This is a genomic window from Parahoeflea olei (assembly GCF_001703635.1).
GTDB lineage: Bacteria > Pseudomonadota > Alphaproteobacteria > Rhizobiales > Rhizobiaceae > Hoeflea > Hoeflea olei.
The window spans coordinates 169,238-182,903 of the sequence record NZ_LQZT01000034.1 but is presented as its reverse complement, the minus strand read 5'-3'; the positions used below and the strand labels follow the sequence as shown (position 1 = coordinate 182,903).

Sequence of the window (13,666 nt, the reverse complement as noted above, 5' to 3'; positions counted from 1 at the left end):
CGACCCGGTCAGTATGATACCGCCGCGGCAGGTGAGGGCAGACACGATAGGCGTGTGGCCGGAGACCGGGCAGTGGCGTCGGGCGTGGCGAGACTTCGACAGCCGGGCACAAGACTAGCGCCCCGGTCAGGTCTCGCGGGATGCAGATGCCGGGACAACGTCATCAGGGTCCGTCTCTTCAGGTCCCGGCGCACCCACTATCGGCGATTGTCCCGGTGCAGTCCAGTCTGGTACCGGCATTTCTCGCCCTTCGGGCGACGCGCGGCTTGCCTTGGCCGGCGGCTGACGCCGTCGTCCCGTGGCATCCGAAGGCGCTTGGAACCTGAGCCGGCGGGGTTTTGGCGCGGGTCACGGGAGTAGACTCGGCGGGCTCCGCGCTGCGGCCTTTTGCCCGCCCGGGCGTTCCTATGCGCGCTCCATGCCGCGCGGCTGCAGCACCGTCTCGTCGCGGGTCGGGCCGAACACGCTCTCGAAGGCGTCGCGCAACCTTATGTCGGCTTCGTGCATCGGCACCGGCAGGCCGAGATCGACCAGGCTCGTCACCCCGTGGGCGCGCACGCCGCAGGGCACGATCCCGGAAAAATGCTCGAGATCCGGATCGACATTGAGCGCGAGCCCGTGAAAGCTCACCCATTTGCGCAGGCGGATGCCGATCGCGGCAATCTTGTCCTCGGCCATCGAGCCGTCGGCAAGCCGCGGCTTGTCGGGCCTGCGCACCCACACGCCGACCCGGTCCTCGCGGCGTTCGCCGGTCACGTTCATGCTTGCGAGCGTGGCGATGATCACCGCCTCGAGCGCGGAGACGAAGGCGCGCACGTCCTGGCGGCGGCGCTTCAGGTCCACCATCACATAGGCCACCCGCTGGCCGGGGCCGTGATAGGTGTATTCGCCGCCGCGGCCGGTCTGGTGCACCTCGAACCGGTCGGGCGCGACCAGGTCTTCCGTCTTGGCGCTGGTGCCGGCGGTGTAGAGCGGCGGGTGTTCGACCAGCCATATGAGTTCGTCGGCCGCGCCTGCGGCGATTCGCTCGGCTTCGGCCTCCATGGTTGCCACCGCGGCCGGGTAGGGGGTCAGGCCGTCGGAGATTCGCCACCGGATCGGCGGCGTGCCGTCACGGGGGAAAAACCGGGTTTCGAGAGTGTCGCGCTGGATCATGGCTTCTCTCTAGATCGGTTTGCTGCCAAAGAAAAGCAAGGGGTGGAAGCCGGGGCGCGGCAGAGCCATTGCCGGGCGTTTTCCGCGGGCCTGCCGCGTCGCAATCGATCTCTCCGGCGGGTCCGCCGCGGTGTCCAAAGGCCGCATGCCCGGGTGGTTTTGCCGGCCATGTCATTTTTGCACGGAATGCTGCGGAATGCGCTTGTGCCACCCGAATCCTTTTGCTACATGCAGCGCGCCGGACAGGTTCCGGCCTACCACGTGCGGTCGTGGCGGAATTGGTAGACGCGCAGCGTTGAGGTCGCTGTGGGGCAACCCGTGGAAGTTCGAGTCTTCTCGACCGCACCAAAATCACCCGCTTCGGCGGGTTTTTTTGTGTCTTGAATCTGCCGGAAAAAAAGCGGCCCCGGAGAGGGGCCGCGCCTTGGGTCGTGCCGGATGCGGGTGGTGCGGGCTCAACTGCTGCCCGGCGTCTTGCTCGCGCGTTCCTCCATGATCCGGCGGTCTTCCTGCAGTTCGAGCCACATCGCGTTGACGACGGCGAACATGGCCGCGAGCGGCAGGCCGAGTATCCAGGCGAAATACCACATGTGACGATCCTTTCGATCAGTAGACGGAATCGGATTTGCCGGTGACGTCGTCCTCGGTGACCTTGCCCCACAGCACCTTGTAGACCCAGGCCGTGTAGGCGAGAATCAGCGGCATGAAGATGACGGTCGACACCAGCATGACGAACAGGGTGAGATGCGAGGAGGAGGCGTTCCAGACCGTGAGCGACGAGCGCGGGTCTGAGGATGACGGCAGGATGAAGGGGAACATGGTCAGCCCCACCGAGGAGATCACGCCGAGAATCGACAGTTTCGAGAACAGCAGCGTCGACACCTCGCGTCCGGCGCGCAGGCCGAAAAAGGTCAGGATCCCGCCGGCAAAGGCGAGCGCCGGCGCGATCATGATCCAGGGGTGCTCCGCATAGGCCGAAAGCCAGCTCGCGCTGCGCTCCACCTCGAACTGCAGCGGATTGGAGGCCGCGGTCGTGGTGTAGGCGCCGACGATCCGGTAGCCCTCGATGCCGTAGGCCATCCAGAGGCCCGCAAGCGCGTAGCCGGCAAGGGCGATGAGTGCTGCGACCGAGCCGAAGCGGCGGGCGCGGTCGCGCACCGCGCCTTCCGCCTTGAGTGTGAGCCAGGCGCCGCCATGCATCACCAGCATCGACAGCGACACCACGCCCGCCAGCAGCGAGAACGGGTCGAGCAGGCCCACGAACTTCGTGTACCAGGCGCCCTGATAGAGGGTGTGCAGGTCGTCCGTGAACAGGAACGGCACGCCCTGGATGACATTGCCGACGGCCACGCCGAACAGCAGCGCAGGGATCGCGCCGGAGGCGCACAGCGCCCAGTCCCAGGTCGCGCGCCAGCGCGCGCCGTCGCGCTTGGAGCGGTACTTGAAGGCCACCGGCCTGACGATCAGCGCCGCCAGGATCACGAACATGGCGAGGTAGAAGCCCGAGAACGAGACCGCGTAGAGCGGCGGCCAGGCGGCGAAGATCGCGCCGCCGCCGAGGATGAACCAGACCTGGTTGCCTTCCCAGACCGGGCCCACCGTGTTGATCGCCACGCGCCGCTCGATGTCGGTGCGGGCGGCGAAGGGCAACAGCGCGCCCACGCCCATGTCGAAGCCGTCGGTCAGGGCAAAGCCGATCAGCAGCACGCCGAGCAGCACCCACCAGATGACGCGCAGCACGTCATAGTCGATTAAGGTATGCAGGATCATCAGTCTTACTCCGCCGGCGTGGCGAGGGCAGCGCTCTCGCGCCTGCCGCCCAGCCGGTCATAATGGGTGGCGAACCAGGCTTCGGTTTCCTCGACGTCCTGGACCGGCCCCTTTCGGATATATTTCAGCATCAGGCTGACCTCGACCACGAACAGCACGGTGTAGAACAGGATGAAGCCGGCCAGCGTAAGCGCCACCTCGGTGATCGACAGCGCCGAGACCGACATCGCCGTCGGCAGCACCCCGTCCACGGTCCAGGGTTGGCGCCCGAATTCGGCGACGATCCAGCCCATCTCTGCCGCGATCCAGGGCGCGGGAATCATCCACACCGCCAGATGCAGGGCGGGGCGGGGAAAGCGCATGCCCTTGAACGAGGCGAGATAGAAGAAATAGATCATCGTGGCGATGAAACCGAAGCCCAGGCCCACCATGATCCGGAACGCCCAGAACAGCGGCCAGACGCGCGGCACGGTGTCCTCGGCCGCCATGCGGATCTGCTCGTCGCTCGCCTCGCGCGGATCGTCGAGATATTTGCGCAACAGGAAGGCGAAGCCGAGATCGTCGGAATGGGCCTCGAACCGCGCCAGTTCCGCGGGGTCCGCGGTCTGGCGGGCCTCGCGGATATGCATCAGCGCGTCATAGGCGATCAGGCCGGAGCGGATGCGGTTTTCGCCTTCGTCCACCAATTGGGCGATGCCCGGGATTTCGGTGGTGAGCGAGCGGGTGCCGATCAGGCCCATGACATAGGGAACATGGATCGCGAAATGGGTCTCGCGCGCCTCCTGGTCGGGAAAGCCGAAGACGGTGAACGGCGCGGGCGCGGGTTCCGTCTCCCACATGCCCTCGATCGCGGCGAGCTTCATTTTCTGGTTGAGCGTGGCGTCGTAGCCGGATTCGTCGCCGAGCAGCACCACCGAAAACGCGGAGGCCAGGCCGAAGGCCGCCGCCACCGTGATCGAGCGGCGCGCCAGTTCGATGTGCCGGTTCTTGAGCAGGTACCAGGCCGACACCCCGAGCACGAACACCGCCGCGGTCACATAGCCCGCCGAGACGGTGTGGACGAATTTGGCCTGGGCGACGCTGTTGAACATCACCTCATAGAAATCCGTCAATTCCATGCGCATGGTCATCGGATTGAACTCGGCGCCTACCGGGTTCTGCATCCAGCCATTGGCGATCAGGATCCACAGCGCCGAGAAATTCGAGCCGATCGCCACCAGCCAGGTGACGATCAGGTGGCCGACCTTGCTCAACTTGTCCCAGCCGAAGAAGAACAGCCCGACGAAGGTCGCCTCCATGAAGAAGGCCATCAGGCCTTCGAGCGCCAGCGGTGCGCCGAAGATGTCGCCGACATAATGGCTGAAATAGCTCCAGTTCATGCCGAACTGGAATTCCATGGTGATGCCGGTGGCGACGCCGAGCACGAAGTTGATGCCGAACAGCGTCCCCCAGAACTTGGTCATCTGCCGCCAGATCGGCCGATTGGTCATCACATAGACCGTCTCCATGATGGCGATGACCACCGACAGTCCCAGCGTCAGCGGCACAAACAGGAAGTGATACATGGCTGTGAGTGCGAACTGCAGCCGCGACAGTTCGACGATTCCGAATTCCATTTGCTACGCTCCTAGCAACGAGGGCAAAGCGGATGCCCTCGACGTAATATAGGACATTCTGAATATAAGAGGTCCCGATCGGTCCCCTTGATCTGTATCAAATAAGATGCATTGACGATGTGGCTTTTTGACGCTCAGTTTCCGGCCGGGGCGCAGGCCCTGGCCGGGCGCCGGTCGAGCGCGACGACGCGGTCGGCCCACAGGGTCTCGGTCTTGCGGTGCGACGCCGTCAGGATCGCAGCCGTTGGCAGGAAGGCGCGCACGCCCCTGAGCACCTTGAGCGCGGTGTCGGCATCGAGGCCCTCCGTCGGCTCGTCGAGCAGCAGCAGGTTCGGCCGCCGCAACAGCCCGCGTGCGAGCACCAGCCGGCGGGCCTCGCCGCCCGACAGGCCGGAGCCGCCGGGACCGAGCGCAAGCCCGAGCCCGCCCTTGGCCGTGATCACCCCTTCAAGCGCCACCGCATCGAGTGCGCGCCACAGGGTGGCGTCGTCGGCATCGGGATCGGCCAGCCGCAGCGCGTCGGCCACCGTGCCCGCCATCAGGGCGCTGCGCTGCGGCACCAGCATGACCGCGGCGCGCAGTGCGGTTTCATCCCAGGCCCCGAGCGGCTTGCCGCCCAGGAGAAGACGGCCGTCGTCGGGCGTGAGCAGCCGCGCGGCGAGCAAGAGCAGCGTGCTCTTGCCGGAGCCGCTCGGCCCGGTCAGGGCAACGCTTTCGCCCTTGCCGACATCGAGCGACACGCCGTCGAGCACCGGCCGCACCGCCTGCCCGCGGCGGAAGCGGAGATTTTCGATGCGGAGATCTGCAGCCGGCGCGCCATCCGAACCGGCTATCGTGTCCTGGCGGACGGCGAGGGTCCCGCCCACCCGCCGGGCGGCGACATGCATCCGCCCCATCTCGGCCATGGCCCGGCGCAGCGGCGCCACCGTCTCCATCAGCGCGAGCGAGGCGAAGAAGCCGATCGCGGCAAGCGCCGGCGACAGCGTGCCGGACTGGGCAAGCTGCATTCCGAGTGTGAGCGCTCCCGCGGCCACGACCGTTCCGGTGAGCGACAGCCACAGCCCGGCGCGCCGCTCGATCCGGTCGATGCTGGCCCGGTCGCGCTGCCGTGCCCGGTCGATCGCAAGCACGGACTCGCCCTGCCGCGCGAGCCGGCCATAGACGGCGAGGTCGGCGCGGGCGCGGATCAGGTCGATGACGCCGGAGCGGAACGCCTGCGCCGAGGCTTCCTCGTTGCGCGAGGCGCGGGCGGCCTGGCGCGCGCTGCGCGTGAGGATCACGGCCGAGGCGGCCAGGAACCCGGTCGCGATCCACAGCGCGACGCGCGGATCGACCAGCCACCACAGCATGGCGAAGGCGGCGAACTGGGCGGTAAGCCCCGCCGCGAGCGGCAACACCAGCCGCAACGGCACGCCGTCGAGCGCGTCGACATCGGCCATCAGCCGGTTGAGCGCCTGCGGCCCGCGCAGCCGCGCGAGCACCTCATGCGGGGCGGCGGCGGTGGCTTCGAGCAGCCGGATGCGGATCGAGGTGAGCGCGTGCAGCGTCGCGTCATGGGTGAACAGCCGCTCGCCATAGCGCGCCGCGGTGCGCCCGAGCGCGAGGAAGCGCACCATCGCCGCCGGGCGGAACACGTCGAAAATCGCGCCGAGACCGGCAAGCCCCGCCGCGGCCGCCGCGGTGACGAACCAGCCCGACAGGCCCAGCAGCGCGACGCCCGCGACCAGAACCGCGAGGCTGAGCGCCGCCCCGCGCAACAGCGCCGCGCGCTGATCGGCCAGGATGAGCCGGAAGATGTGCCAGATCGCCCTCATGCGTCGCTGCCGATCATGGCGCGGGCGGCCTGCCGCGCGGGGGAGATCTCGACGGTCCGCTGCATCCGTGCGGCGAGCACCGGATCATGGGTGGCGATCAGCAAGGTGCCGCCACGCCGCGAAAACGCATCGAGTCCCGCCATCACCGCTTCCGCCGTGGCCGCGTCGAGATCGGCGGTCGGCTCGTCGGCAAGCAGGATGTCGGGACCGGCGAAGATCGCCCGGGCGAGGGTGATGCGCCGGGCTTCGCCGCCCGAGAGCCCGCCGCCGGTTTCGCCGAGCCGGGTCTGGAGGCCGGCGGGCAGGGCGTCCACCACGGTATCGACGGCCGCCGATCTCAAGGCACGCTCGAGATCCCCGTCCTGGCCGAAGGTGATGTTGCGCGCGAGACTGGCATTGAGGAAATGTGGCGCCTGCGGCATCCAGCCGAGCCGGGCTCGCCAGGCATCGGCGGTGGTGTCGTCGAGCCGGTGGCCCGCGACCGTGATCTCGCCTGCCTCCGGGCTGCACAGGCCGGCGATCAGCCGCAGCAAGGTGGTCTTGCCTGCGCCCGACGGTCCCATCAGCGCGACGCTTTCGCCGGATCTGATGGTGATGTCGGGATAGCGGATCGGGTGGTTGCCGGGATCGACGGTCACGCCCTTGAGCGTAATCACGGCCTCGCCCGGTAGCGGTGCGGCGTCGCCACCGCGGCCGAGCAGGGGGGCAGGCGTCTCGGCGCGCGCGGCGGCCAGTTCTCCCGCCACCGCCAGCGCCGACGCCTTGTCGTGCCATGCGGCCGACAGGTCGCGCAGCGGCTGGTAATAGTCGGGCGCGAGCAGCAGCAGGAACAGCCCGGCCGCCGGGCTCAGCTGCGTGCCCCAGGAGCCAAAGCCGAGCGCGCCGAGCAGCGCGAAGCCGACATAGACCGCGACCATCGCCACGCCGATGGCGGCGAACAGCTCCAGCACCGTCGAGGACAGGAAGGCGATCCTGAGCACATTCATGGTCTTGGCCCTCAGGCCGTCGGCCCGGTCCGCGAAGCCCGCGATCACGGAGGGCCCGGCATCGAGCAGGCGGATGTCGACCAGAGCGGAGAGCCGTTCCATCAGGAGGTCGTTGAGCGAGCCGACATCGGCCAGCTGCCGCCGGCTCGCGTCCTTGGCGGCGATGCCGACCAGCGCCATGAACACCGGAATGAGCGGCCCCGTGACCAGCAGCACCAGCCCCACCGCCCAGGACTGCCAGAAGGCGAGCGCCAGAATGGCGAAGGGAACCGTCATCACCCGCGCCCGCGCCGGGGCGTAGCGGGTGATATAGGGGACGAGCATGTCGAGCTTTTCGGTCGCGAGCGAGGCGGTGGCGGCGGCGCTGGCCGCGCGCGTGGTGCGCATCTCGCGCCGGACGATGTCTTCGCGCGCGGTGGTGACGACGTGGGTCGCCGCATCGAACAGCATCGCTTCGGCGCGGTGGTTGAGGATCGCGCGCGCGGCGCCGAGCAGCGCGAAGGACGCGCCCGCCAGCAGCGCGCCCGGTCCCGGCTCGCCGGTCACCAGCGAGGCGATCGCAAGCGCCACGACCCCGGCCTGCAGTGGCCAGATCAGCGACGCCAGCGCAGAAACCCAGGAGGCGCGACGGATGCCGGTGCCGGCTCCCGCCACCAGTTCCTTCAGGGACACTTCGTCTGTCCTGGATTTCGCCTGTCGCGCCATCTTTACCCGCAAAGCTGCTTTCGATTTGGGTCTTATCCGCTCGCGAAGGGGATTTGTGTGATCTGAATCAATTCCTTCCCGAGACAACCGGTATATGCGGTGGGTCATAAAAACAGATAGCGGGAATTCACCATGAGGCTGACGACCAGAACAAATCTTGCCACCCGGGTGCTGATGTATTGCGCGGTGCACGAGGGGCAAGTCGTCAGGTCTTCGGACATTGCAAAGGCCTGCAACGCGTCGAACAACCATCTCGGCCATGTCATCCATCAGCTTCAGCAATATGGCTTCGTGGAGACCATGCGCGGACGCGCGGGCGGGCTGCAACTGGCGCTCAAGCCGCGTGAGATCAGCATCGGCCGGGTGTTCCGGCTGTTCGAGGCGGGGGTTCCCTTCGCCGAATGCTTCACCGGCGCCAAGAACAACTGTCCGCTGACCGTCGAATGCCGCCTGCGCGGCTTCATCACCCGCGCGGTCGAAGCCTTCTATCACGAGCTCGACATGGTCACGCTCGAAGATCTGGTGCGCGGCAATTGCGGGCTGGAGACGATCCTGCAGATGGCGCCGAAGCGGCCGTCCAAATGCACGAATCCGGCAACCGAGCATCAGGCGGTCGCCTGAGCCGTCAAGCACGGTCGCGGCGCAAGATGCGCCCGGGCAGCCCTCTTGCGCGCCCGAGGCGCGATCGCGCCGGGCGGACTCGGGGCCGGTGCGGCCGGATTGAAAACCCGAAAACCGGGGCTCAGGCTGCCTGGTTGACCCTCACCGAAATGTTGCGGCCGACGAGGCGGCGCAATTGCAGAAGCGCCTCGTCGAGCGCGGCCGCTTGCTCGAGCAGGTCGTAATTGCCCGGCACGGAAGATATTTCGCCGAACAGCCGGGCCGAAATCCGGCACAGATTGTTCAGGCAGGCATACAGCAGCTGCTTGTGGCGGTTGGAGACCTTCGCATCCGATGCGATGCGGATGATCTGCGGCGCTTTCTCGGTGTGGATTTGCTGGAGTTTCGCGAGTCGAGTGGCGTAGGGCATGGGATCGTCCCGAATGGAGTTTGTCCGATAAAACTCAAATCACGCGACGGCATTACTGGCTGGACTTCGCTGTCGATAGAAAAGGTCGATGATTCTTGTATCTTTGTCTATGGCGGGCAAAATCGGCTGAAAGTTTCGCGCAAGCTTCACTTCGGCACCGCCCAATCGGCCGGGGTCAGCCGCGTGGCTGCACCGGCAGGCGGGGCCGCCCGCTGTGGGGAAGCCTGCAAATCCTGCAAAATCGGGCCAAAAAACGCCTGTCCTTCCGCGCCCGCATGAATTAAACACACTCTCCTGTGTGACGCTGCTGCGGCGGCGCCTGGTGGAAACACCGGTCGAGACCGGTGATTTGCCCTTACGCTGTACCTGACGAATACGCCGGTCGCCGAGGGCCGACGCACTCCATCCGCGAGCCATGGCCATGACTGAGTCCGCCGATACAGAGGAAGACATCATCACGCCCCAGGCAGCCGCCGAGGCGGTCGAGCACGACGACATCTACGGCGAGGACGGATCGATCCGGCAGGATTACCTGGCCGCGATCGGGGCGGCGATCGCCGACCGCGACACGCTGTTCCTGCGCGAACACATCGTTCGGCTGCACGAGTCCGAACTTGGCGACCTGCTCGAATCGATCAATGCCGCCCAGCGCCAGGCGCTGGTGCATCTGCTCGGCGACGACTTTGATTTTGCCGCCCTGACCGAGGTCGACGAGGCGATCCGCCTCGAGATCATCGAGGCGCTGCCCAACGACCGCATCGCCGAGGCGCTGGGCGAACTCGATTCCGACGACGCGGTCTACATTCTCGAGGACCTCGACGAGGCCGACCAGAAGGAGATTCTCGCCGCGCTGCCGTTCACCGAGCGGGTGCGCCTGCGCCGCTCGCTGGATTATCCCGAAGACACCGCCGGCCGGCGCATGCAGACCGAGTTCGTGGCCGTGCCGCCGTTCTGGACGGTGGGCCAGACCATCGACTACATGCGCGACGAGGCGGATCTGCCCGACAGCTTCAGCCAGATCTTCGTCATCGACCCGACCTTCAAGCTGGTCGGTTCCGTCGATCTCGACCGCATCCTGCGGTCCAAGCGCCTGATCCGCATCGAGGACGTGATGGACGAGGCGCGGTATCGGATCGATGCCGAAATGGACCAGGAAGAGGCCGCGCAACTGTTCGAGCAGTACGACCTGCTCTCGGCCGCCGTGGTGGACGAGAACGAGCGGCTGGTCGGCGTGCTGACCATCGACGACGTCGTCGACGTGATCCACCAGGAGGCCGACGAGGACATCAAGCGCCTGGGCGGTGTCGGCGACGAGGAACTGTCCGACAGCATCCTGTCGACGGTGCGCTCGCGTTTCAGCTGGCTTTTGATCAATCTCGGCACCGCCATTCTGGCCTCCGCAGTCATCGGCCTGTTCGATGCGACCATCGAGCAGATGGTGGCGCTGGCGGTGCTGATGCCGATCGTCGCCTCGATGGGCGGCAATGCCGGCACGCAGACCATGACGGTGACGGTGCGCGCGCTCGCCACCCGCGATCTCGACATCTACAATGCCGGCCGCATCATCCGCCGCGAGGCCGCCGTCGGCCTGATCAACGGATTCCTGTTCGCGCTGATCATCGGCCTGGTGGCCGGGCTCTGGTTCGGCAGCAACGGACTCGGGCTGATCATCGCCGCGGCGATGATCGTCAACATGCTCGCCGCGGCGCTGGCGGGCATCCTTTTGCCGCTGCTGCTCGACAAGGTCGGCGCCGACCCGGCGATCGCCTCGGCCGTGTTCGTGACCACCGTCACCGACGTGGTCGGCTTCTTCGCCTTTCTCGGCCTGGCCGGCTGGTGGCTGTCGTTTGCCTGAATAATCGCGGCGACGCGGTGGCCAGACGGCCTGTTTTGACTTATACGTAAGCGTAAGTCGCCTCAGGCCTGTTTCGGGAAACGATCTGCAGTGGACAAGTATTATACCATTACCGAGTTGACCCGCGAGTTCGGAATCTCGACCCGCACCCTGCGCTTTTACGAGGACGAGGGCCTGATCCAGCCGGAACGGCGCGGCCGCACGCGGCTGTTCCGTGCCGCCGACCGGCGCCTGATCCAGGAAATCCTGCGCGGCCGGCGCATCGGTTTCACCGTGGCCGAGATCCGCGAAATCATCCAGGTCTACAAGGATCCGCCGGGCGAGGCAGGCCAATTGCGGCTGCTGATGCGCAAGGTCGAGGAAAAGCGCGAGGACCTGCGCCAGAAGCGCAAGGACATCGAGGAAACACTGCTCGAACTCGACAATATCGAGGAATCCTGCCTCACGCGGCTCGCCGAGATCGGCGTAAGCACCTGAAACCGCAGGCCGGGGCGGCAGGCCGCAGGGCCATTGCCGCCGCGCGGCGCCTTGCGCATGCGGTCAGACGAAAAAGGCGAAGTCGCGCGGTTCGCCCACCAGCGTGCTGTTGGCGAGGATGCGCCCGACATCTTCCTCGCTCAGGAGCTTGAGAAACCGCAGCCGCAGCGCGATCTTCTTTCCCATCCGGATCGACGATGTGCCGCTCCATCGCACGCAACCGATCTTGCCCGCCTGGGAGTCCGGGATTTCGAGCGAGATCGCGGCGGGCGGCTCGAGCGTCGCGTAGATTTCGATGATGGCGCCCGATCGTGAGATGTTGCGCAGCGAGCAGCGTTGCTGGATCAGCGCAAGTGCGTTGCGGGAATATTCGATGTGACCGGCGTTGCGGGTGGCCTTGAACGGAAAGCGAGGCTCCTCGTCATACATGAACGACGAGATCCGCCGGATCGATGGGGTGTCAGGGTGATGTGTCATCCGAGCCTGTTGGTCACCTCCCACGGCCTGTGGTCGAATGGGTCGTTCCTGTTGACGCGTCCTCTGTGGTGGATGTCGCGGGCCGCGCATTTCCTCCGGGAAAGACGATGCTACGGCTGTCTGCTGAAAAGCTGATTAACGATTTGCGGGCAATTTTAGAATTCGCCGGCGGAACTGGATCAATCCGGTGCTGCGGGCCACGCCTCAGATCCAGCGCCGGACCTTGCGGCAATAGAGTTCGAACTGGTAGCCGAACCGCGCGATCAGGTGGTTTTCCTCGCGGCGCACGGCGAGGAAATGGGTGAGCAGGCCGTTGAGCGCCGCCAGCGGCAGGAACCACGCATTCATGGCGAAGCAGCCCATGCCGACCATCAGCACGATATTGGCCGCATAGATCGGATTGCGGCTGTAGCCGAACGGGCCGTGGGTGACGAGATGGCTCGACCCGCGATGGGGCATGATCGTGGTCCGGGCGTCGTGCAGCGTCTTCATCGCCCACAAGTCGACCGCCAGCGCCACCGCGATCAGCACGCCGCCGAGGATCCGGATACCGGTAAAGGCCATCTGCAGCGGAAAGAAAAGATGGAGCACGATCGCAGCAAGCGTCAGGCTGACCAGCAGAAGCGGCGGCCAGGGGACAAGATTCGGCTTTGCCCGGTAGGCATTCATGCGGTCAGGCTCCTCCCAAAATACGGGCCATCCGTCAGAATAAAGTGCTACGGCAATAGAATTGCGGGCCACAATAGTGGCTTAGGGCCGCGCTGACAACGCCGTGCACTGTTCGGCAATCGCCGTAATCCGGCTGTCGCCGGTCCCGTCGATCTTGCCGGCCAACAGCGGCTCCAACAGCTGGCCCGACCGAAGGTCGTCCGTGACGCACCCGCAGAACCGCACGCAGAACGCTGCATCATTGCCACCTTGTTCACAGCCGGCCTCGCACTGGGCGATGAAACCGGGCACGGGGTCGGCCGGCGATGGCGGCGCGAGCTGCGACGCGGTCCACACCAGGGCCAGCAGCACCGGTTGATGCACCAAATAAAAGGCCAGACTGTGACGGCCGCAAAACCGCGTCGCCCTTGCGAGCGGCCCGGATCCCGCCCGGATCGCGGCGAGGCGCTGGGTGAGGCCGGCGGAGACGGCAAGCCTGGTTGCGCCCATGCCGAGCAGGAACGGTCCCAGCCAGGGCAGCAACGGCACGAAATCATTGGAGCGCGGCGTGGTTTCGAACAGGCCGATCCAGTTGAGCCAGATCGGATCGAAGGCCGCGGAGCGGTAGACATGCGGCAGCACCAGGCATCCAATCCCGGCAAGCACGGTGACGAGCCCCGGCAGCTTCAGGAAGGCGAGCCCGACCACGCTCGCCGCCGCGATCGCATGCAGGATGCCGAAAGGGAAGGCGAAGACGGTTACGAGCGTGATCAGCGCCGCGGCGCCGCCCACCATCGCCAGCCGCTTGGCGAAGGCCGGCGGCCGGAACCGGCTGCCATGCGCCAGCATCAGGCTCACGCCGGCGAGAAACAGGAAACTGCCGGCGATCGAGCGGGCATAGGCCTTGAACAGCCCGTGCGTGGTCAGGCCCTGGTCGAGATAGCCGAACAGTTCGAGATCCCAGGAAAAATGGTAGCTCGCCATGGCGAACAGCGCGAGGCCGCGGGCGATGTCGAGCAGGTCGATGCGGGTTGCGGCGGGTCGCGAGGGCGGCCCTTTGACTGCGGCGTCACTCACGCTAGGTTCCTTTTCACTCACACCGGCGCGGCCGCCGACTCAGCCGCGTCACACTA

Annotated in this window: 13 protein-coding genes and 1 tRNA gene; 4 read left to right on the top strand and 10 right to left on the bottom strand. The window is 66.4% G+C overall.

Annotated features, from left to right (window positions below):
* Nucleotides 1-405: 405 nt before the first annotated feature.
* Nucleotides 406-1,155 carry a lipoyl(octanoyl) transferase LipB gene (gene lipB, locus AWJ14_RS15640; RefSeq protein ID WP_066181169.1) on the bottom strand — a complete coding sequence of 250 codons (750 nt, stop codon included), beginning with the start codon at nt 1,153-1,155 and terminating at the stop codon, nt 406-408.
* Nucleotides 1,156-1,418: 263 nt separating this feature from the next.
* Here lipB and AWJ14_RS15635 point away from each other — a divergent pair.
* A tRNA-Leu gene (locus tag AWJ14_RS15635) sits at nt 1,419-1,503 on the top strand.
* 107 nt (nt 1,504-1,610) lie between these two features.
* Here the strand turns inward: AWJ14_RS15635 and cydX are convergent.
* The 5 genes from cydX to cydD form a co-directional block, all read right to left on the bottom strand.
* A complete protein-coding gene (cydX, locus tag AWJ14_RS15630; protein ID WP_066181166.1) occupies nt 1,611-1,745 on the bottom strand; it encodes a cytochrome bd-I oxidase subunit CydX in 135 nt (44 codons plus the stop codon).
* A gap of 16 nt (nt 1,746-1,761) precedes the next feature.
* A complete protein-coding gene (gene cydB, locus AWJ14_RS15625) occupies nt 1,762-2,925 on the bottom strand; it encodes a cytochrome d ubiquinol oxidase subunit II (RefSeq protein ID WP_066181164.1) in 1,164 nt (387 codons plus the stop codon).
* 5 nt (nt 2,926-2,930) lie between these two features.
* Nucleotides 2,931-4,541, bottom strand: a complete 1,611-nt coding sequence (locus tag AWJ14_RS15620) for a cytochrome ubiquinol oxidase subunit I (protein ID WP_066181162.1) — start codon at nt 4,539-4,541, stop codon at nt 2,931-2,933.
* A 134-nt stretch (nt 4,542-4,675) separates the two neighbouring features.
* Nucleotides 4,676-6,355 (bottom strand): amino acid ABC transporter ATP-binding/permease protein, encoded by a 1,680-nt coding sequence (locus AWJ14_RS15615; RefSeq protein WP_066181159.1) that lies wholly within the window; start codon nt 6,353-6,355, stop codon nt 4,676-4,678.
* Nucleotides 6,352-8,013: a thiol reductant ABC exporter subunit CydD gene (cydD, locus tag AWJ14_RS15610; RefSeq protein ID WP_210183557.1), complete on the bottom strand. Its 1,662-nt coding sequence runs from the start codon at nt 8,011-8,013 to the stop codon at nt 6,352-6,354. Before cydD ends, AWJ14_RS15615 begins: the two co-directional genes overlap by 4 nt.
* Nucleotides 8,014-8,178: 165 nt before the next feature.
* On the opposite strand from cydD, the gene AWJ14_RS15605 reads away from it, so the two are divergent.
* Nucleotides 8,179-8,667, top strand: coding sequence for an RrF2 family transcriptional regulator (locus AWJ14_RS15605; RefSeq protein ID WP_066181154.1), 489 nt, complete (start codon nt 8,179-8,181; stop codon nt 8,665-8,667).
* Nucleotides 8,668-8,788: 121 nt separating this feature from the next.
* Here the strand turns inward: AWJ14_RS15605 and AWJ14_RS15600 are convergent, their stop codons facing one another.
* Nucleotides 8,789-9,076, bottom strand: a complete 288-nt coding sequence (locus AWJ14_RS15600) for a hypothetical protein (RefSeq protein WP_066181149.1) — start codon at nt 9,074-9,076, stop codon at nt 8,789-8,791.
* A 421-nt stretch (nt 9,077-9,497) separates the two neighbouring features.
* On the opposite strand from AWJ14_RS15600, the gene mgtE reads away from it, so the two are divergent.
* Both mgtE and AWJ14_RS15590 read left to right on the top strand, forming a co-directional pair.
* Nucleotides 9,498-10,931, top strand: coding sequence for a magnesium transporter (mgtE, locus tag AWJ14_RS15595; RefSeq protein ID WP_066181722.1), 1,434 nt, complete (start codon nt 9,498-9,500; stop codon nt 10,929-10,931).
* Nucleotides 10,932-11,021: 90 nt separating this feature from the next.
* Nucleotides 11,022-11,408, top strand: a complete 387-nt coding sequence (locus tag AWJ14_RS15590) for a MerR family transcriptional regulator (protein ID WP_066181146.1) — start codon at nt 11,022-11,024, stop codon at nt 11,406-11,408.
* Nucleotides 11,409-11,471: 63 nt separating this feature from the next.
* Here AWJ14_RS15590 and AWJ14_RS15585 read toward each other — a convergent pair whose 3' ends face one another.
* From AWJ14_RS15585 to AWJ14_RS15575, 3 genes are all read right to left on the bottom strand, one after another.
* A complete protein-coding gene (locus AWJ14_RS15585; RefSeq protein ID WP_139112668.1) occupies nt 11,472-11,885 on the bottom strand; it encodes a hypothetical protein in 414 nt (137 codons plus the stop codon).
* Between the two features lie 204 nt (nt 11,886-12,089).
* On the bottom strand, nt 12,090-12,554 hold the full coding sequence (locus tag AWJ14_RS15580) for a methyltransferase family protein (RefSeq protein ID WP_066181138.1): 465 nt from the start codon (nt 12,552-12,554) through the stop codon (nt 12,090-12,092).
* Between the two features lie 81 nt (nt 12,555-12,635).
* Nucleotides 12,636-13,610 (bottom strand): acetyltransferase domain-containing protein, encoded by a 975-nt coding sequence (locus AWJ14_RS15575; RefSeq protein WP_066181135.1) that lies wholly within the window; start codon nt 13,608-13,610, stop codon nt 12,636-12,638.
* Nucleotides 13,611-13,666 lie beyond the last annotated feature (56 nt).

Bases quoted from the DNA above. Each gene is read 5' to 3' on its own strand.
- mgtE (WP_066181722.1), top strand. From the start codon at position 9,498: ATGACTGAGTCCGCCGATACAGAGGAAGACATCATCACGCCCCAGGCA.
- lipB (WP_066181169.1), bottom strand. From the start codon at position 1,155: ATGATCCAGCGCGACACTCTCGAAACCCGGTTTTTCCCCCGTGACGGC.
- AWJ14_RS15615 (WP_066181159.1), bottom strand. From the start codon at position 6,355: ATGAGGGCGATCTGGCACATCTTCCGGCTCATCCTGGCCGATCAGCGC.
- AWJ14_RS15620 (WP_066181162.1), bottom strand. From the start codon at position 4,541: ATGGAATTCGGAATCGTCGAACTGTCGCGGCTGCAGTTCGCACTCACA.
- AWJ14_RS15585 (WP_139112668.1), bottom strand. From the start codon at position 11,885: ATGACACATCACCCTGACACCCCATCGATCCGGCGGATCTCGTCGTTC.
- AWJ14_RS15600 (WP_066181149.1), bottom strand. From the start codon at position 9,076: ATGCCCTACGCCACTCGACTCGCGAAACTCCAGCAAATCCACACCGAG.
- AWJ14_RS15580 (WP_066181138.1), bottom strand. From the start codon at position 12,554: ATGAATGCCTACCGGGCAAAGCCGAATCTTGTCCCCTGGCCGCCGCTT.
- cydX (WP_066181166.1), bottom strand. From the start codon at position 1,745: ATGTGGTATTTCGCCTGGATACTCGGCCTGCCGCTCGCGGCCATGTTC.
- AWJ14_RS15605 (WP_066181154.1), top strand. From the start codon at position 8,179: ATGAGGCTGACGACCAGAACAAATCTTGCCACCCGGGTGCTGATGTAT.
- cydB (WP_066181164.1), bottom strand. From the start codon at position 2,925: ATGATCCTGCATACCTTAATCGACTATGACGTGCTGCGCGTCATCTGG.